A 17,802-nucleotide genomic window follows, 5' to 3' on the forward strand; every position below is an offset into this window, starting at 1 on the left:
CCGCTAACCGCGGATCGGTGCGGGGTCCGGCGTGAGAAGGACGACATCCCGATGACCTCGACCCCGCACATTCCCTGGACCTATGCCCGCCTCGCCGGCCTGCCGCTGTCCTGGCGCCGCCGCCTCCTGCGCCTGGTCCTGGCAGGGCGCGGGCTCGCCGGCCGGCGCGACGAGACCGGCTTTACCGCCGCCTTCGAGACCGTGCTGCGCCTGCCGCGCCGCGAGGCCCTGCGCCTGTCGCGGCTCGCCACCCGCCACGATATCGCCACCGAGATCGAGTGGTGCGCCCTGCACCGGCGCCCGATGGCGGCGATCCGGCGCGACATGGACCGCGTCACGGTCACGACACCCGAGGTTCTGGAGCGCGTCGCCGCCGGCGGCAGGCCGGTGATCCTGGCGCCGCTCCACATGGGCTCCTACGTGCTGGGCCTCGCCACCCTGATGCTGCGCTACTTTCCGGGACGGCCGATGCTGGTGCTGCGCCAGCGCGACGACCTGGTGATGGAGACGCAAGTCATCGAGCGCCTGCGCGAGACCGGGGCCGACGTCCGCTTCCTGAACGTCAGCGCGCGGGCCGACTTCCTGGCGGCCTTGCGCTACGCCCAGAGGGGCGCGGTGATCGTGGTGTTCTGCGACCTCGCCCCCGCTTACGGCGCTCCCGCCGACATGCCGATGTTCGGCTATCCCTTCCGCTTCGCCTTCGGCACCGACACCATGGCACGGCTCACCGGCGCGACGGTGGTGCCCATCGCCACCACCATGGACGATCACGGCGACACGGTGAGCGTCGGCCAGCCCTTCGAGGTGCGCGGCCCCGCGCCGGAGGAGCGGGCCCAGGTCGCCGGCCTGATGCGCCGCCACATCCAGGCGGCGATCGCCGCCCGGCCGGAACAGTGGCACCTGTGGCCGTCGCTCGCCGATTATTTACCCTCGTCTGCGACCGTGCCGGACAACTCTCCGGCAGGCGGGGAGGCGCCGCAGACCCTCGCGGCGTAAGGTCTCGCGAGCGGACGGTCGATGAGCGAACCCGCGGCGCCTCCCCCGGCGGAGGCCAGTTTCCAGCGCCGGCGGCTCAGCGGCACCGTCCATCTCCAGCACGACCGCGGCAGCGTCTGGATGGCGTGGTTCTTCGGCGCCATCATCGTGGTCATCGTGGCGAGCCTGTTCCTCGGCCGCCTCGCCCGCTCCGAATCGGTGCGCGGCTACGTCTCGGCCGCCTCGGGCCTCACCCGCCTCGACGCCCAGGCCGCCGGCATCGTCCGGGACATCGCCGTCAAGCAGGGCGACACGGTCAAGCGCGGCCAGCGCCTGATGCAGGTCCAGCTGCGCGAGCAGACCACGGGCGGCGTCTCGACCGTCGGCGCGACCCTGCGCAGCCTGCAGGAGCGGCGCACCGGGCTCGCCGCCGAGGAGGCGCGCCTCTCGGCCTATCTCGACTCGACCCGCGGCGACCGCACCGAGACCGAGCGCAACGTCACGGCGGTCCTGCGCGCCCTCGACGAGCAGGAGCGCACCCTCAAGGAGGGCCTGAGCCAGCAGGAGGAGATGGTCTCCCGCGTCGAGGCCTACCTCAAGCAGGGCTACGCCACCCGCGAGACCCTCAACGGCCAGCGCCGCGCCGCCCTCGACTATGCCCGCCAGATCGCCGAGTTGCGCGCCCGCCGGGCCGAGCTGCGGCAGAGCACGTCGGAGCGCCTGCGGGCGCAACGCACCGGCGACACCGAGAAGGCGGCCCAGCTCGCCACGACCCGCAACGAGTTGAGCGCCATCGAGGCGCAGATCACCGCGCTCGGCGCCCAGTCGCGCATCGACGTGGTGGCGCCCACCGACGGCCAGGTCGCCGGCCTCTACGTCCAGCCCGGCGATTCGGTCACCGCCGACCAGGTCGTGGCGATCCTCGGCGACACGCGGGCCGATCCCTTGATCGTCCTCGAAGTGCCGGCCCGCGCCATCGGCCTCGCCAAGGTCGGCCAGGAGGTGGTGCTCAAATACGACGCCTTCCCGTTCAAGACCTTCGGCATCGCCAGGGGGACGATCGCGGTGATCTCCGGCACGCCCCTGCGCAACCCGATGCTGGCCTCGGCCGAGGAGGGCGGGGGCGACGCGGCGGCGGCTGCCGCCCGCCAATCCGTCTACCGCGTCGAGGTGCGGCCCGACTCGCGCACCATGCGCGCCTACGGGATCGACGAGCCGATCCGCATCGGCTCGACGCTCTCGGCCGACATCGTGGTCGAGCGGCGGCGGCTGATCGACTGGATGCTCGATCCGATCCGGGCGATGCGCGGCCGAGGATGAGCGGGCAAGGAATGAACCGATGACCGACTGGCTCAAGCGCGCGCTCGCGCCCAAGCGGCGGGTGCGCCCGATCCTCCAGAACGAGGCCAACGAGTGCGGGCTCGCCGCCCTCGCCATGGTGGCGAACTACCACCGCCACGACATCGACCTCGCCTACCTGCGGGCCCTGTTCCCGCTGTCGCGCAATGGCATGACGCTCGCCAGCATCGTGCAGCTCGCCGACAGCCTCGACCTGGACGCCAGCGGCTACGCCCTCGACGGGGTGACCGAGCTGGAGCAGGTGGCGCTCCCGGCGATCCTGCACTGGCGCGGCAACCACTTCGTGGTGCTGGAGAAGATCGCTCGGGGCCGCTACCACGTCCAGGATCCGGAATTCGGCCTGCGCATCTACGAGCGCGCCGACATGGAGCGCCTGTTCGGCGGCGTGGTACTCGAATTCGCGCCCCGGATGGATTTCCGCGCGATCAAGGTCGGCGGGCGGCTCAAGCTGTTCGACATCCTGAGGAGCGCCCGGGGCCTCGGCGGCACGGTCTGGCAGATCACGCTGGTCTCGCTGGCGATCTCGCTGCTCGGCCTCACCACCCCGGTGCTGCTGCAGATCGCCCTCGACGTGGTGATCCCGCAGGTCGACCTCGACCTGATGCAGATGCTGGCCGCCGGCCTCGTCCTGATGATGCTGTTCGAGGCGTTCGGGCAGTGGCTGCGCGGCTATATCGCGCTGCGCGCCTCGACGCTGCTCCAGCTCCAGTTCACCCGCAACGTCGTCGGCCACGCGCTGCGCCTGCCGCTGAGCTACTTCGAGCTGCGCCATCCCGGCGACTTCGTCACCCGGATCCAGTCGATCGACACGATCCGCAACTTCATGGTCGGAGGTCTGGTCACGTCGTTCGCCGATATCGGCACGTCGTTCCTGCTCGTCGGGCTGATGTACTATTACTCGCCCGTGATGGCCTCGATCACCCTGGCGACGCTCGCCGCGGTGCTGGCGATGCGCTTCGTCACCTTCCCGACCCTCGACCGGGCCACCGCCGGCTCGCTCGAGGCGCGCTCGCAGGAGCAGGCGAGCCTGATCGACGGCCTGCAGCGCATCGGCAGCCTGAAGGCGCATAACAGCACCGAACTCTTCGCCATGACCTGGTTCGAGAGCTTCGCCCGCTTCGCCAACCTCGATTTCCGGGCGAAGAAGGCCGGTCTCGACGCCGAGTTCCTGATGCACGTCGTCATCGCGGTCAGCACCGTGGCGACGCTCTATCTCGGCATCACCGGCGTCATCAAGAACACGCTGACGATCGGAACGCTCTACGCCTTCATCGCGCTGCGCACCGACTTCTTCGACCGCGTCAACCACCTGACCTCGAGCCTGCTCCAGCTCGCCGCCCTGAAGGTCCACGTCGCGCGCCTCGACGACGTGATCGGCCACGCCCCCGAGGAGGGCCTGCACGAGGCGACCTTCCACCGGGCGATCCGCAAGGAGGTCCGGGTCGAGGACGTGACGATCCGGTTCGGCCGCGGCGACGAGCCGATCCTGACCGGGGCCTCGCTCACCATCGACATCGGCCGCTGCGAGACCATCGCGATCGTCGGCGCCTCGGGCTCGGGCAAGTCGTCCTTGATGCGGATCCTGGCGAGCCTGACCGAGCCGGCCGCCGGCTCGGTCACGGTCGACGGCGTGCCGATCGGCCAGTTCGGCAAGCGCGAGTACCGGGCCAATCTCGGGGTCGTCTTCGCCGATGACGGGCTGTTCGCCGGTACGGTCGCCGACAACCTGTCGCTGTTCGACCCCGCCGTCTCCCATGCCGAGATGGAGGCGGCCCTGACCCGCGTCGCCCTGCGCGAGGAGATCGAGCGGCTGCCGCAGGGCTACGCCACCCACGTCTCGGAGGAGGGCAGCGTGCTCTCGACCGGCCAGCGCCGCCGCCTGCTCCTCGCCCGCGCCATCTGCCGCCGGCCGCGGCTGATGCTCCTCGACGAGGTGACGGCGAATCTCGACCCGGCGACGGAAGTCGCCCTCGTCGAGAGCCTGAAGGGCGTGAAGGCCGCCAAGGTCTTCATCACCCATTCCGAGCGCCTGCTCGACCAGGTCGACCGGGTGTTTCGCATCGAGAACGGCCGCCTCACCGAGGAACCGCGGCCGCCGGCCCAGCCCGGGGCGCCGGTGCCGGCGGCGGCGTGAGGCGCGGGCGCTGCCCTGGGCAGATCTCGCAAAGGTGGTGGCCGGTTTTGCGACGAAGATCTGCGACGAAACAAGAGGCTCAGCGGACGAGGCGTTGGCCTGCCAAACGCAAGTCTGCTTAGCGGTCTGGGGCGAGCGACGCCCCACGGTATGGCCTTTATTTTCCCTCGTCAGCATCGACGCCGAGGATCGCCAGCTCTGTCGAGGGACGATCCGTCAGGTCGCAGCGAGGACCCTTGCCTCTTACCGGGACTCGCCCTCCGCCCGCGAGACCCGCAGCACCGGTGCCGGGAGCGCTCGCGCGGCCGGCGCCCCGCTGCCGCGCAGCGCGGGCGCCTCGGGCGGAACCGCCGCCAGGGAGCGGCGCAGGTGCGGCGGCGGCGGCGGCGCGACCGACTCGAAGCGCCGGGCCGGCGGGCCGCCGGGCGCCGCGTCGAGGAGCGCCGCCGCGGCGGCGAGCTGGAGCGACTGGCCGTCGCGCTCGTTCAGCACGATCTCGGCCGCCACCTCGGCATTGGCGAGCTCGCCGCGGATGTTGAGCTCGTCGAGCACGGTGCGGAAGCCCGCCGCGCGCTCGATCCCGAATCCCCGCATCGTCTCGCGCAAGTCGCGGATCCGCGCGACCAGCTGGGTGTATTGCTCGGCCGTCGCCTGGCGCCGGGCGAAGGCGATGCGGGCCGAGGTGAGGGTGGCGAGTTCCCGGTCCTGGGCCTCGTAGCCGCGCTGGCGCGCCAGCGCCGAGGCCTCGCCGATCCGCGGCAGGGTGCCGGGCTCGTAGATCGGCACGGTGGCGACCACCCGGGTGGTGGTGTCGGTGATCCGGTCGAGGACCGGGCTGTAGCCGATCTGCGCGACCTTCGAGAATTGCAGGTTGACCTTGGGAAGGAGGTCGGAGAGCGCCGCCTTGGCCTGGTAGCCGGCGGCCTCGGCCTCGAGCTGGGACGCGGCGATGTCGGGATTGGCCTTGCGCACCAGCTCGGCGAAGGCGTCGGCGCTGCGCGGCAGCCCGTCGGGCAGGCGCGGCGGCGGCATCCGCTCGGGCGCCAGGCGGGTCAGGCGGGTGAAGTCGAGCCGGGACGCCGTCAGGTCGGCCTGCGCCCGCACCCGCAGGGCCTCGGCCTCCTGCACCCGCGAGCGGGCGAGCGCCACGTCGGTGCGGGTGGCGTCGTTGAGCTCGAACTGCTTCTCGGTGAAGCCGGCGATCCGCTGGATCGCCGTCAGCTGCGCCTCGCGCGCCGCGAGGATCCGGGTGTCGCGCAGCACCGCGATATAGGCGATGGCGGTGTCGAGCAGCACCTGCTGGCGCCGGCCGATCAGCAGCAGCCGGCCCGATTCGGCCAGCACCCGGGCCGATTGGTAGCCGTTCCAGCGCCGGAACCCGTCGAAGAGCGGCAGGCTCGCCGAGAGCCCGACCACCGTCGGCGCCCGCCGCGGCGTCGCATCGAGCCCGACCACCGGGGGCGCGGCGTCGGGCGAGTAGGTGATGCGGCTCCTGAGCGGCCGGTCCGCCGTGAAGGCGACCGTGGGCATGAAGGCGTCGATCGCGCCGCGCAGGCGCTCCTCGGCCCCGTCCTGGCGCGCCCGCTCGGCCCGCAGCACGAAGCTCGTCTCCAGGGCCGCCGCGGAGGCCTCCTCCAGGCTCTGCGCCCGGACCGTCCCGGCGGAGGCCGCCAGGATCGCCAGGAGGCAGCCCAGCCTCTCCAACCTCGCGCGCCGCACCGGCATCTCGACTCCGAAGGGATGGGGATCCACGAGCGGCCCCAGGGTTGCGCCCGATGCAGGCCCGCGGACGTCCGGTCTCTTCTTCGCGCAACAGGGTGAACGAAGCCTTACCTTAGGGGGAACGGCGCGGCGCGGGGCCTCGAGATCGAGCTCGCAGGACATCAGGAAGTCGTCAGCGAGCGATACGCAGGGCGAAGACCACGCACCATTTTCATGATGACCGGTCCTTCGAAACCGCTCATAAAAATCAGCGCATGCATCATCCGACCATGAATGCTTGTCTCCGACAGAATTTGTACCCTCCTGGTCGTTCCGGGGCCGCGCAGCGGTGCCCGGAACGACCAGGAGGGTGTCGGGTCCGCCAGCCGGCCCGACGGCCGAGACGGTCTCCCCGGCGCCCACCGCGGGGAAAAACCGTTTGACGCCGGGCGGCGCGCGGCCCTTCATGCCGACCGATAAGAACGAGCCCACCCGGTGAGGACCCGCCCTTGACCCGTCTCCGTCGCCCCCCTTCCGGCGCGGCGCCGGCCGCATGACCCGGCGCGTCGTCCAGTTCGGCACCAGCCGCTTCCTGCAGGCCCATGCCGACCTCTTCATCCACGAGGCGCGGGAGGCCGGCCAGGCGGTCGGCCCGGTCGCTGTGGTGCAGACCTCAGGCAGCCCGTCCCGGGCGGGCCGCGTCGCCGCCTTCGGGGCACCCGGCGGCTATCCGGTGGTGATCCGCGGCCTCGAGAACGGCCGCGCGATCGAGCGCCGGGTCACCGTCACCAGCATCGACCGCGGCCTCTCGGCCACGACCGACTGGGACGCCGTGACGGCTCTGTTCGTCGACGAGGCCGAGATCGTCCTCTCCAATACCGGCGATACCGGCTACGCCCTCGCGGCGGCCGATCGCGGCGGCGGATGGATCGCGGCGGCGCCCCCGGCCTCGTTCCCGGCCAAGCTGGCCCAGCTCCTGTACCGCCGCTGGCAGGCGGGCGGGCGTCCTCTCACCGTGCTGCCCTGCGAGCTGATCCACCGCAACGGCCGGGTGCTCCAGGGCCTGGTCCTCGACCTCGCCCGCGAGGCCGGCCTGCCGGACGCGTTCCTCGCCTGGCTGCGCGAGGGCGTGGTCGTCACCGACACCCTGGTCGACCGCATCGTCTCCGAGCCGATCGAGCCGGTCGGCGCCGTGGCCGAGCCCTACGCCCTGTGGGCGATCGAGCGCCGGCCCGGCCTCGTGCTCCCCTGCACGCATCCCTGCATCACGCTCACCGACGACCTCGAACCCTACGAGCGGCTGAAGCTCCACATCCTCAATCTCGGCCACACGGTCCTCGCCGAGATCTGGCAGCGCGAGGGCCGGCCGGCGGGCGAGACCGTGCGGGAGATCCTGGCCGATCCGGCGATCCGGGCGCGCCTCGACGCGCTCTACCGCGACGAGGTGGTGCCGGGCTTTTCCGCCCGCGGGATGGCGGAGGAGGCGCGATCGTACGTCGCCGCCACCCTGGAGCGCTTCCTCAACCCCACCCTCGACCACCGCCTCGCCGACATCGCCCAGAACCACGCCCAGAAGGTCGAGCGGCGCGTCCACGCCTTCCTGGCCTGGGTGGAGGAGGGCGGCGCGGGCCCGGCATGCCCGAGCCTGCGGGCGCTCGCCGCCGCCTATCCTTCCGCGTCCCCGCCCCTCCATTCCCCGAAGGACCAGGATTCCCGATGAAGGTGCTCACCTGCGACGAGCCGGGCCGCCTGCGGCTGACCGAGCGGCCGGAGCCGGTCCCGGCCGAGGGCGAGGCGCTGGTGCGCATCCGCCGGGTCGGGATCTGCGGCACGGATTTCCACATCTACCAGGGCAAGCACCCGTTCCTGCAATACCCGCGGGTGATGGGCCACGAGCTGTCGGGCACGATCGCGCGGGCGCCCGCCGGCAGCGATCTCCAGGCGGGCCAGAACTGCTACATCGTGCCCTACCTGTCCTGCGGCACCTGCGTCGCCTGCCGCAAGGGCGTGACCAATGCCTGCCAGAACATCTCCGTGCTCGGCGTCCATTGCGACGGCGGCATGGCGGAACTCATCAGCGTGCCGGCGCGGAACGTCGTCCCGGTCGGCGAGACGCCGCTCGACGACGCCGCGATGATCGAGTTCCTGGCGATCGGCGCCCACGGGGTGAAGCGCGGCGGGATCACCGCCCACGATCGGGTGCTGGTGGTCGGCTCGGGCCCGATCGGCATGTCGGCGGTGATCTTCGCGAAGGCGCGCGGCGCCCACGTCACGGTGATGGACCTGCGCGAGGACCGGCTGGCCTTCACGAAAGGCGCGCTCGGCGCCGACGCCGTGTTGACGGCCGACGACGGGGCCGAGGCGAAGGCCGGGGCCGCCACGTCCGGCGATTTCTACGATTGCGTGATCGACTGCACCGGCAACCGCGCCGCGATGCAGCGCGGCTTCGGCTTCGTCGGCCATGGCGGCCGCTACGTGCTGGTGAGCGTGGTGCGCGACGACATCGTGTTCTCGGACCCCGAATTCCACAAGCGCGAGACCACGCTGTTTGCCAGCCGCAACGCCCAAGCGGACGACTTCGCCGAGGTGGTGCGCCAGATGCAGGCCGGCCGGGTGCCGACGGAAGCCCTGCGCACCCATCGCGGCCCGCTGGCGGAGGGGCCGGCGCTGTTCCGCGACTGGCTGCGGCCGGAGGCGGGGGTCGTCAAGGCGATCTTGGAGCTGTGAGGCGGGGCGGGGCGATCCGCCAACCGGGAAGGCGCGGGTTTCCCCTCTCCCCATAGGCGGGGAGAGGCGACGGTCCGCGCCGGTCCCGATCCGGGGACGGCCCTCCGGCACGCGGATCACGGATTCACCCGGACCCCGACCAGATACGTATCCGAATGATAGCTCGACCCGATCGCAGTGCTCTTCAGCAATTCGCGGGCGTAGCTGGCGCGGATGCCGAGCCAGCGGTTGAGGCGGTAATCGAGCTTGACGCCGGCGCTGTAGCCCTGCTCGCGGATGCTGGTGCCCTGGTAGTCGTTGTTGACCAGCGTCCCGGTCAGCGTCAGGCGCAGGTTGCGGCGCAGGTCGTGGGTGACCTCGCCGACGAGGGTGCGGGTGAGGATGCCGCTGGCGCCCGGCACGATGGTCTCGATCACGCCGGTCGCGGCGCCGAGCCGGACCGAGGTGAGCGCGGTCGCCGCCCAGGTCACCGAGCCGTCGACGACCGGGCCGGTGATGTCGCGAAGCCGCGGGTCGGCGTAATGGCGCGACAGGTAGCCGGCCGAGACCTCGCCGGTGAGGAGCCGGCTGAACTCGAAGCTCGAGCCGCCGCGCACCGTGACGCCGTCCGAGTCGCGGCGCAGGCCGAACTGGTCGACCGCGAAGTCGTGGATCCGGGTATCGACCAGGGTGTCGACGAAGGGGGTGAAGCCGGGGCGGATCTCGTAGCCGGTGCGCAGGCGCAGGCCGAACTGGTTGGCGTTGCGGTCGTCCTGGCGCAGGAACGTGCCGTCGGAGAGCTGCGCGTTCTCGAAGGTCTGGCGGTCGACGAGGCCCGCCACCGTCACCTGCAGCCGGTTGAAATTCTGCGTCACCCCGACGGTGCCGCCGTAGGTCGCGACGAGGGGCCGGTCGCGGACCTGGGCGTTGAGATCCGGGCTGCCGGCGCGCTGGGTCGAGATCGCGTAGCGGCCCTCGACATCGACCTTGGTGTCGCGGGCGACGTCGAGGCGCAGCCGCATCGCGCCGTCGCCGTCCGGCCGGTCGGCGTTGCGGTTGTCCGGATAGGTCAGGTAGCCGAAGCGCAGGTCGCCGGTGAGCGAATGGGCCGACCAGTCGCTGTCGACCCGCAGCTCGCCCTGGCTGCGCAGGGCCATCGAGCCGCGACGGAGGATCGAGCGGTCGGGATTCGAATCGTAGCCGACGCTCTGCTGCAGGGCCGGGAACAGGGTCAGGCCGCCGACCCGGATGCCGAGCGGCGCGTAGGGGTCGAGCGGGTCGAGCGGCCGCCGGCGCAGGAGCGGCGCCGCCCCGGCGATGTCGGGCAGCCCCGAGACCGGGATCTGCACCGTCGGGCGCAGGCGCAGGTCGTCGGCGGTGCCCTGCCGGATCGCCTGGCGGGTGATGGCGGTGGTGGGCGGACGGGTCCGCCGCTGCGGCAGCGTGCGTGGCCGGGTGCCGGCGCGGGCGATGCCCCCTGCGCGGAGCAGGCCGCCCTGGAGAACCGGGTTGGCGCCGCGCAGCGCGAAGGTGCCGGGGTCCTGGCCGCCCGGGAGCGGGCCGGCGAGGCCGGACTCGGCCGCCTGCGCGAGGGAACCGGGCTGGCCCGCGTTCTGGGCTCCTCCCAGGGCCTGGGCTCCTGCCAGGGTCTGGGCTCCTGCCGGACCCGCGGCGAGGAGGGAGGCGGCCAGCGCCAGGGCCGGGAAACCGGGCCCGGCCTGTCCGGGTGTTCGCCGCTCGTCCGCCACGGGCCTGCCGCTCCGCTCCGCCGGGGCCCGCCGGGAACGCCGGACCGTCATGGTTAAGAGCGGTACAACGGTCAGGGTTAAGTCCCCGTAACTGACGCCGGGATAGGGCGTCCCGCCTCAGGAGTCCGGCGGCGCCCCGTCCCCGGGGCCGAGCGCCCGCTGCATCAGCACCGTGTCGAGCCAGGTGCCGTGCTTCCAGCCCACCGACCGCAGCACCCCGACGTGTCGGAAGCCGAGGGCGGCGTGCAGGCCGATCGAGGCGGCGTTGTCGGAATCGCCGATCACCGCCACCATCTGGCGAAAGCCGCCTTCGGTCGCCGCCGCGATCAGGCCCGCGAGGAGGCGCCGGCCGAGGCCGCGCCCGGCCTGGTCCGGCCGCACGTAGACGGAGGTCTCCACGGTGCCGCGATAGGCCGGCCGGGTCCGGTAGGGGCCGGCATAGGCGTAGGCCACGACCTCGCCCGCCCGCTCGGCCACGAGATACGGGTGGCCGCCGTCGACGAGCGCCGCGCGGCGCCGGCCCATCTCGGCCACGTCCGGCGGGTCGAGCTCGAACGAGGCCCGGCCGGTGGCGACCGCGTGGGCGTAGATCGCCGTCACCGCCGGCAGGTCGGCCTCTCCGCAAGGCCGCAGGATCACCGCACCGTCATCCGCCATCGCCCTCATCCCCGTCCGGACACTTGTGGTGGACATGCGGTCGCCCGCACCTTCTGGGGCGGCCGGCAAAACCTTATATTCCCGTCATGGCCACTTCATCCCCCGGACGCCCGCAGGTCCGCCGCCTCGATCCCGTCCTCGTCGACCGCATCGCCGCCGGCGAGGTGGTCGAGCGGCCGGCCTCGGCGGTCAAGGAGCTGGTGGAGAACGCGATCGATGCCGGCGCGTCGAGCATCGCCGTCACCATCGCCGCCGGCGGGCGCAAGCTGATCCGGGTCGTCGACGACGGCGGCGGCATGAGCGCCGACGACCTCGCCCTCGCGGTCGAGCGCCACGCCACCTCGAAGCTGCCGGATGGCGACCTCGAGCGCATCGACACGCTCGGCTTTCGCGGCGAGGCGCTGCCGTCGATCGGCGCGGTGGCGCGGCTCGCCATCACCTCGCGCGTCCCGGGCACCGAGAACGGCCACGTCATCGTGGTCGATGCCGGCCATAAAGGGCCCGTGCGGCCGGCGGCCGGCCAGCCCGGCACCCGGATCGAGGTGACGGACCTGTTCGCCGCGACGCCGGCGCGGTTGAAATTCCTCAAGTCCGACCGGGCCGAGGCCACGGCGGTCGGCGAGATCCTGCGCCGCCTCGCGGTCGCCCACCCGCAGATCCGCTTCACCCTGACCGGTGAGGGCGCGTCGTCGGCGGGCCTCGTCCTCCCGGCCGAGACCGGGCAGGGCTCGTGGCTGCGCCGGCTCGTCGCCGTGCTCGGGCCCGAATTCGGCCAGAACTCGGCGCCCTTGAGCCTGGAGCGCGAGGCCTTCGCCCTCGACGGCCATGTCGGCCTGCCGACCTTCCACCGGGCGGCGGCGACCCACGTCCACTTCGTCGTCAACGGACGACCGGTGCGCGACCGGCTGCTGCTCTCGGCGGTGCGGGGGGCCTATGCCGACGTGATGGCCTCCGACCGCCACCCGGTGCTGGCGCTGGCGCTGACCTGCGACCCGGCCCTCGTCGACGTCAACGTCCACCCGGCCAAGACCGAGGTGCGCTTCCGCGATCCCGGCCTGGTGCGCGGGCTGATCGTCAGCGCCATCCACGAGGCCCTGCGCCGCGAGGGCGGGCGCAGCTCCGCCACCGTGGCGGCCCGCACCCTGGAGAGCCTGCGGCCGGCCTCGACGCCGCTGCCTGCGCCGGCCGCCCCGATGCCCGCCGGGCGCCGGACCGCGAGCCTGTTCGCGCGCCGCGACGAGACGGCGCCGTCGCGGCCGGCCGGCTCGGGCCGGATGGAGGCGTTCGAGCGGGATTTCGGCGCCTCGGGGTGGGGGGCACAGGAGTCCCGGGGGGCGCAGGAGCCTGCCCAAGCGGCCTACGAAGGACCGCCGTCCGGCGGCTTCGGTGAGGGCCACCAGGCGCATTTCACCGGCGACCTCGCCGCCCCGAGCGCCGACCTGCGGGCGCCGCCCCCCGAGGCGACGATGCCCGCAGCCGAGCAGCACCCCTTGGGCGCGGCGCGGGCGCAGCTGCACGAGACCTACATCGTCGCCCAGACCCGGGACGGCATCGTCATCGTCGACCAGCACGCCGCCCACGAGCGGCTGGTCTACGAGCGGCTCAAGCGCGAGCGGGCCGGCGGCGGCATCGCCCGCCAGATCCTGCTGATCCCCGAGGTGGTCGAGCTCGACCCCGTCGAGGCCGACCGCCTCGCCGATGCGGCCGAGGCCCTGCAGGATCTCGGCCTGGTGCTCGAGGCCTTCGGCCACGGCGCGGTCCTGGTGCGGGAGGTGCCCTCCGCGCTTGCCGGCGGGTCCTTGCGCGCGCTCCTCACCGACGTGGTCGACGCCCTCACCGAGGGCGGGGCCGACCCGCTCGCCCGCCGCCTCGACGCGGTCCTGTCGCGGATGAGCTGCCACGGCTCGATCCGCGCCGGCCGCCGCCTGCGGCCGGAGGAGATGAACGCGCTTTTGCGCGAGATGGAGGCGACGCCGTTCTCCGGCCAGTGCAACCACGGCCGCCCGACCTATGTCGAGCTGAAGCTGTCGGACGTGGAGCGGCTGTTCGGGCGGCGATGAGCGGCCTGTCGGCCTTCGCCCCGCTCGCGTAGGACCGGGCGATCCTTCCCGGGAGACCCGGCATGCCTGTCGCGCGGCGCGGCGCGCTCATCGATCTCGACGGCTACGAGCGCCTCTGCGCGGAGGCTGCGGACGGGGAGCGGCTCGAATACATCGACGGCGAAGCCTTTCGCATGACGGTCGGCGGCTCGACCGCCCATCACGCCCTCACGCGCCGCCTCGACGCCCTGATCGCCGGGCGCATCGCCCCCGGCCGTCCCTGCGCGTCGTTCCACGAGACGATGCGGCTCGACGCCGGCACGGCGCGGTTCTAACCGGACGTCTTCGTCGCCCGTGACGGCTCTGTCGCGCCCGATCCGGATACCCGGGGCGTGGCCTCGGCCGCCGTCATCCTGGCGGTGCTGTCGCCCTCGACCGAACGGCACGACCACGGGCGCACGTGGCTCGCCTACCAGGCCCTGCCGGAGCTCCGGCACTTCGTGCTCGTGGCCCAGGACCAGCGCCGGGTCGAGGCCTACCGCCGCGAGAGCGCCGGGTGGCGCCACGAACTCCTCCCGGCGCCGGACGCCGTGCTCCGGCTCGACGCGGTCGGGGTCGGGGTCGGGGTCGGGGTCGATGAGACCTACGGCGTCGTCCCGGTGCTCGCCGCGGCGAGCGACGCGCGCGCAATCCGCGCCACCTTCGGCCCGGCCGAGGTCGTACGCATCGCCGGCCTGAAAGGACTGCCGGCTTCCCGCGAGGTGGAGACCCTCGTCGCGCAAATGGAGGCCGAGGAATGCGCGGCGGCGGTCGCGGCCCTCGTCGGCTCGAGCGGCCCGCCGGCGAAGGAGCAGGGCCGGGCCGTCCTGCCGGAGCGGCTGCGGGACGGGCTGGAGACGGTCCGGGGCGGGATGCCCTAGAGCCGAGCCGGGCTTGACGCCTGCGAGCGTCGCCCTGCTCGCGGTGCTCCGGGATGGCGGGCAAGCCCCGCCACCCCGGCCGAGCCGCCGCAGCACTATTCAGTACAGCGGCACGATGCCCCGATTCCGTTACAATGGGGCATCCTGTATAGGGAGCGTGAGCGGGCATGAAAGTCCGCCTCCCTCCTTGGGCCAGCCTCTCCTTCGACGGATCCGGACGGCGCGCGACGCCGCCAGCCGGGCCGGTTGCTCGCGGCCGACGTCCCCGCGCCCGCCCACGAAGCCGGCGCGAAGTCCGGCGCGGACACGAAATCCCGCACGAGGAGATGCCCCATGGACATGCGCAAATGCACCGCCGAGGCGATCGGCACCTTCTGGCTCACCTTCGGCGGCTGCGGCAGCGCCGTCGTCGCGGCGGCCTTCCCGGAGCTCGGGATCGGATTTGTCGGCGTCGCCCTGGCCTTTGGCCTCACGGTGGTCACCATGGCCTACGCCATCGGCCACATCTCCGGCTGCCACCTCAACCCGGCGGTGACGATCGGGCTCGCGGCGGGGCGGCGCTTCCCGGGCCGGGAGGTCGGCCCCTACATCGCCGCCCAGCTCGTCGGCGCCGTCGCGGCCGCCGGCCTGCTCTACGTCATCGCCTCCGGCGCGCCGGGCTTCGACCTCGCCAAGGGTTTCGCCGCCAACGGCTACGGCGAGCACTCGCCCGGCCAATACTCCGTGATGTCCTGCTTCCTCGCCGAGGTGGTGCTGACCCTGATGTTCCTGTTCGTGATCATGGGGGCGACCCACGGCAAGGCGCCGGTGGGCTTCGCGCCGCTGGCGATCGGGCTGTGCCTGACCCTCGTCCACCTGGTCGGCATCCCGATCACCAACCTGTCGGTCAATCCGGCCCGCAGCACGGGACCGGCCCTGATCGCCGGCGGCTGGGCGCTGGGGCAGCTCTGGCTGTTCTGGGTCGCGCCGATCATCGGCGGCGCGCTCGGCGGCATCCTGTACCGCTGGCTGAGCGAGGAGCCCTCGGCCCAGGTCACCGGCCTGTCGAAGGCCGCCGCGACGCCCTGACTGCGGGTCACGCCGGTCTGCGGGCAGCCCGCGACCGGCGCCGCAGCACCGGCTTTCGGGGCGCCGGGCGCCGGCGGCCTCACCCGGCCGGGGCGGGGGAGGATCCGGCGCGTCCCCCGTTCGGAGTAGGGCGCTCCGCCGGAGGAGGGAGGGGCGGCGGAGAAGCCTCCTCCGAAGGACCGGGACGGCGGCCGAACGGGCGAAGCCCGCCTCCGCCGCCCGGGCGGACGGGGGCGGTCCTTACGCCGTTCCGCGGCGTTCCGGCCCGGGACGGGGCGGACGTACCCTGTCGGTGTCACGGGTGGATGCGGGATCGTTCGAGCCTGCACCCACCCGCGGCGGCCACCAGCACCCGCGGGGGAGCCGCCGAATCCGAAGGTCCCCCGCCGCGGTCGAGCCGAAGAGAGCGCGATCTTGCTGAACAACCCGATCTGGACCGATCCGGCCCTGGCCCCGCGCCTGCGGGAGGACCCGCCGGAGACCCGCAGCCTCGAGGTCCGCGACATCCTCGCGTTCCTGCGCCGGCGCCGCGCCCGCATCCTCGCCTGCGCCCTCGCGGGGGCGGCGCTCGGCGCCCTCTACGCTCTTGCGGCGACGCCGGTCTACACGGCGCGGGCGCAGCTGGTGATCGATTCCAAGATGCCGCCGCTCTTCGCCGAGCCGGGCGGCGAATCGCGCGTCACGATCGATAGCGGGCAGATCGCCAACCAGATCGCGATCCTGCGCTCCGAGAAGGTCGCCCGGATGGTGATCGACAAGCTCGGCCTGCGGGACGACCCGGAATTCGGCACCGCGACCCGGCTCCCGGGCGTCCTCGCCGCCGTGCAGGACCGGGTCGGCACGCTGATCGAGAAGGCCCGCGCCGCCTTCAAGGGCGCGACCGGGCGCGCCGAGGCGGAGGTCGACAGCGGCCTCGAGGCCGACCGGCGCCTGCTCGACACCTTCGCGACCCGGCTCGACGTGCGCCGCTCCGGCCTGGCCTATGCCCTCGACATCACCTTCGCGGCCCGCGATCCGCAGAAGGCGGCCGACATCGTCAACGCCGTGGTCGAGCAGTTCCTGCGCGAGAAGATGGAGGCCCGGATCGAGGCCTCGCGCTACGCGACCGACTGGCTCAACGAGCGCGTCGACCGCTTCCGGACCCAGATGAACACGGCGATCCGCGCCGTGCAGGAATTCCGGGCCACCCACAATTACCGCATCCGGCGCGGCCGGCGCGACGACACGGATGCGCCGGTGGCGAGCGCCGGCGCGCAGATCGTGCCGCGCCCGCCCGCCGACGACGAGCCCGGCACGCTGGAGGAACTCGAATCCGCCGCCGAGACCTCGCGCAAGGTCTACGAGAGCCTGCTCGTGGTGCTGGCCGAGGCGGTGCAGCGGCAGAGCGCGCCGGTGGCCGATTCCCGGGTCATCACCGCGGCGACGCGGCCGCTGTTCCGCTCCAATCCCGGCCTGCGGCTGACGATGCCGGCCGGGGCCGTCGCCGGCGCCGGCCTGTTCGTCGCCGCCGGGCTCGCCGGCCTGCTGCTCGACGGACGCGCCCGCTCCCGGCGCCAGGTCCGGGCGGCGACCGGGCGGGACTGCCTCGGCTGGATCCCGGCAGGGCCGGACGGGCCGCGCCGCGGCCTCACAGACGAGGCGCGGACCTGCGCGGGGCTCGCCGAGGGCCTGCAATGGACCCGGCTGTCGCTGGCCGCGGCGAGCCACGCCGCGCCGCTGCGCACCATCGGCCTCACCGCGGCGGGGCGCACCTGCGGGCGCACCAAGGCGCTGGCGGCGATCGAGCTGGCACGGCTCTTCGCGGCCTCCGGCGCCCGCACCCTCGTCATCGACGCCGATGCCGCCGATCCGGTCTCGCTCGACGCCCTCGGGACCGGGGACGGGATCGTCGCCGAGCTGCGCGGCTTCGGGCCGGTGGCGGCCGAACGCTGGCGCTCCTACGTCACCGCGCTCTGCGAGGGATGCGACGTGCTGCCCCTCGCCCACGAGCGGCTGCCCTCGCCGCACTGGCTCGGCTCGCCGGCCATGGAGGCGCTGCTGTCGAGCCTCGGCGACGCCTACGACATGGTGATCGTCGACCTGCCGCCGGTCGGCCGCTCGGCTGCGGTCGTGGCCTTGGCCCCGCTCCTCGACGGCGTGGTGCTGATGACCGAGTGGGGCCGCACGCCGCTGCGCACCCTCACCGAGGCCTGCGAGACCCTGGAGCACGCCCGTGCCCGGATCCTCGGCACGGTCACCACCGAGGTCGACCGCACCGCCCTCGACAGCTGAGCGCCGCGGGCATCGTCCGACGGGTGGATCCCGGTTCGTCGCGGGAGATGCGACGGAAGCGAAGATCGAGAGCGGCGGCCGATCGCAGCGCGATCGGCCGCCGCTCTGCCGAGAAAAGTCTCTGAACGCCCGTCAGTCAGGCATATCGTGCATGATCGACGGGCGATTCAGCATAATGACGTCACTTGCATGCTGTAAGCGCATATCGCAACTGCGAGATCGAT

General features: G+C 73.0%; 12 protein-coding genes and 1 pseudogene. 10 read left to right on the top strand and 3 right to left on the bottom strand.

The window, feature by feature from the left end; all coding sequences use genetic code 11:
- Window positions 1-51 precede the first annotated feature (51 nt).
- From G4G93_RS10415 to G4G93_RS10425, 3 genes are read left to right on the top strand one after another with little or no spacing between them, the layout of a single operon-like run.
- Window positions 52-996: a hypothetical protein gene (locus tag G4G93_RS10415; protein ID WP_165083858.1), complete on the top strand. Its 945-nt coding sequence runs from the start codon at window positions 52-54 to the stop codon at window positions 994-996.
- A gap of 21 nt (window positions 997-1,017) precedes the next feature.
- Window positions 1,018-2,295, top strand: coding sequence for an HlyD family secretion protein (locus tag G4G93_RS10420; protein ID WP_165083860.1), 1,278 nt, complete (start codon window positions 1,018-1,020; stop codon window positions 2,293-2,295).
- Window positions 2,296-2,314: 19 nt separating this feature from the next.
- Window positions 2,315-4,468, top strand: a complete 2,154-nt coding sequence (locus G4G93_RS10425) for a peptidase domain-containing ABC transporter (RefSeq protein ID WP_165083862.1) — start codon at window positions 2,315-2,317, stop codon at window positions 4,466-4,468.
- A 243-nt stretch (window positions 4,469-4,711) separates the two neighbouring features.
- Here the strand turns inward: G4G93_RS10425 and G4G93_RS10430 are convergent, their stop codons facing one another.
- Window positions 4,712-6,193 (bottom strand): TolC family protein, encoded by a 1,482-nt coding sequence (locus G4G93_RS10430; RefSeq protein WP_165083864.1) that lies wholly within the window; start codon window positions 6,191-6,193, stop codon window positions 4,712-4,714.
- A gap of 529 nt (window positions 6,194-6,722) precedes the next feature.
- Between G4G93_RS10430 and G4G93_RS10435 the strand changes: the two genes are divergently transcribed.
- Window positions 6,723-7,889, top strand: a complete 1,167-nt coding sequence (locus G4G93_RS10435) for a mannitol dehydrogenase family protein (protein ID WP_165083866.1) — start codon at window positions 6,723-6,725, stop codon at window positions 7,887-7,889.
- Window positions 7,886-8,896 (top strand): zinc-binding alcohol dehydrogenase family protein, encoded by a 1,011-nt coding sequence (locus G4G93_RS10440; protein ID WP_165083868.1) that lies wholly within the window; start codon window positions 7,886-7,888, stop codon window positions 8,894-8,896. Before G4G93_RS10435 ends, G4G93_RS10440 begins: the two co-directional genes overlap by 4 nt.
- A gap of 116 nt (window positions 8,897-9,012) precedes the next feature.
- Here the strand turns inward: G4G93_RS10440 and G4G93_RS10445 are convergent, their stop codons facing one another.
- Together G4G93_RS10445 and G4G93_RS10450 are read right to left on the bottom strand one after the other, a co-directional pair.
- Window positions 9,013-10,623 carry an outer membrane beta-barrel protein gene (locus G4G93_RS10445; protein WP_312891867.1) on the bottom strand — a complete coding sequence of 537 codons (1,611 nt, stop codon included), beginning with the start codon at window positions 10,621-10,623 and terminating at the stop codon, window positions 9,013-9,015.
- Window positions 10,624-10,740: 117 nt separating this feature from the next.
- On the bottom strand, window positions 10,741-11,280 hold the full coding sequence (locus G4G93_RS10450) for a GNAT family N-acetyltransferase (RefSeq protein ID WP_206289683.1): 540 nt from the start codon (window positions 11,278-11,280) through the stop codon (window positions 10,741-10,743).
- Window positions 11,281-11,366: 86 nt separating this feature from the next.
- Between G4G93_RS10450 and mutL the strand changes: the two genes are divergently transcribed.
- The 5 genes and pseudogenes from mutL (at window position 11,367) to G4G93_RS10475 (ending at window position 17,578) form a co-directional block, all read left to right on the top strand.
- On the top strand, window positions 11,367-13,340 hold the full coding sequence (gene mutL / locus G4G93_RS10455; RefSeq protein ID WP_165083872.1) for a DNA mismatch repair endonuclease MutL: 1,974 nt from the start codon (window positions 11,367-11,369) through the stop codon (window positions 13,338-13,340).
- A gap of 62 nt (window positions 13,341-13,402) precedes the next feature.
- On the top strand, window positions 13,403-13,654 hold the full coding sequence (locus G4G93_RS36570; RefSeq protein WP_165083874.1) for a Uma2 family endonuclease: 252 nt from the start codon (window positions 13,403-13,405) through the stop codon (window positions 13,652-13,654).
- Between the two features lie 12 nt (window positions 13,655-13,666).
- A pseudogene (locus tag G4G93_RS35525) lies at window positions 13,667-14,239 on the top strand (hypothetical protein); the annotation flags it as partial.
- Between the two features lie 333 nt (window positions 14,240-14,572).
- A complete protein-coding gene (aqpZ, locus tag G4G93_RS10470) occupies window positions 14,573-15,307 on the top strand; it encodes an aquaporin Z (protein WP_165083876.1) in 735 nt (244 codons plus the stop codon).
- Between the two features lie 414 nt (window positions 15,308-15,721).
- Entirely contained in the window at window positions 15,722-17,578 is a 1,857-nt protein-coding gene (locus G4G93_RS10475; protein WP_165083878.1) for a GumC family protein, read from the top strand.
- Window positions 17,579-17,802 lie beyond the last annotated feature (224 nt).

The sequence above is a fragment of the Methylobacterium sp. DB0501 genome, from assembly GCF_011043735.1.
Taxonomy (GTDB): Bacteria; Pseudomonadota; Alphaproteobacteria; order Rhizobiales; family Beijerinckiaceae; genus Methylobacterium; species Methylobacterium alsaeris.

What these genes read in the sequence shown, in the direction of transcription:
- G4G93_RS10415 (WP_165083858.1), top strand. Translation starts at nt 52, where the DNA reads ATGACCTCGACCCCGCACATTCCCTGGACCTATGCCCGCCTCGCCGGC.
- G4G93_RS10440 (WP_165083868.1), top strand. Translation starts at nt 7,886, where the DNA reads ATGAAGGTGCTCACCTGCGACGAGCCGGGCCGCCTGCGGCTGACCGAG.
- G4G93_RS36570 (WP_165083874.1), top strand. Translation starts at nt 13,403, where the DNA reads ATGCCTGTCGCGCGGCGCGGCGCGCTCATCGATCTCGACGGCTACGAG.
- aqpZ (WP_165083876.1), top strand. Translation starts at nt 14,573, where the DNA reads ATGGACATGCGCAAATGCACCGCCGAGGCGATCGGCACCTTCTGGCTC.
- G4G93_RS10450 (WP_206289683.1), bottom strand. Translation starts at nt 11,280, where the DNA reads ATGGCGGATGACGGTGCGGTGATCCTGCGGCCTTGCGGAGAGGCCGAC.
- G4G93_RS10430 (WP_165083864.1), bottom strand. Translation starts at nt 6,193, where the DNA reads ATGCCGGTGCGGCGCGCGAGGTTGGAGAGGCTGGGCTGCCTCCTGGCG.
- mutL (WP_165083872.1), top strand. Translation starts at nt 11,367, where the DNA reads ATGGCCACTTCATCCCCCGGACGCCCGCAGGTCCGCCGCCTCGATCCC.
- G4G93_RS10420 (WP_165083860.1), top strand. Translation starts at nt 1,018, where the DNA reads ATGAGCGAACCCGCGGCGCCTCCCCCGGCGGAGGCCAGTTTCCAGCGC.
- G4G93_RS10435 (WP_165083866.1), top strand. Translation starts at nt 6,723, where the DNA reads ATGACCCGGCGCGTCGTCCAGTTCGGCACCAGCCGCTTCCTGCAGGCC.
- G4G93_RS10425 (WP_165083862.1), top strand. Translation starts at nt 2,315, where the DNA reads ATGACCGACTGGCTCAAGCGCGCGCTCGCGCCCAAGCGGCGGGTGCGC.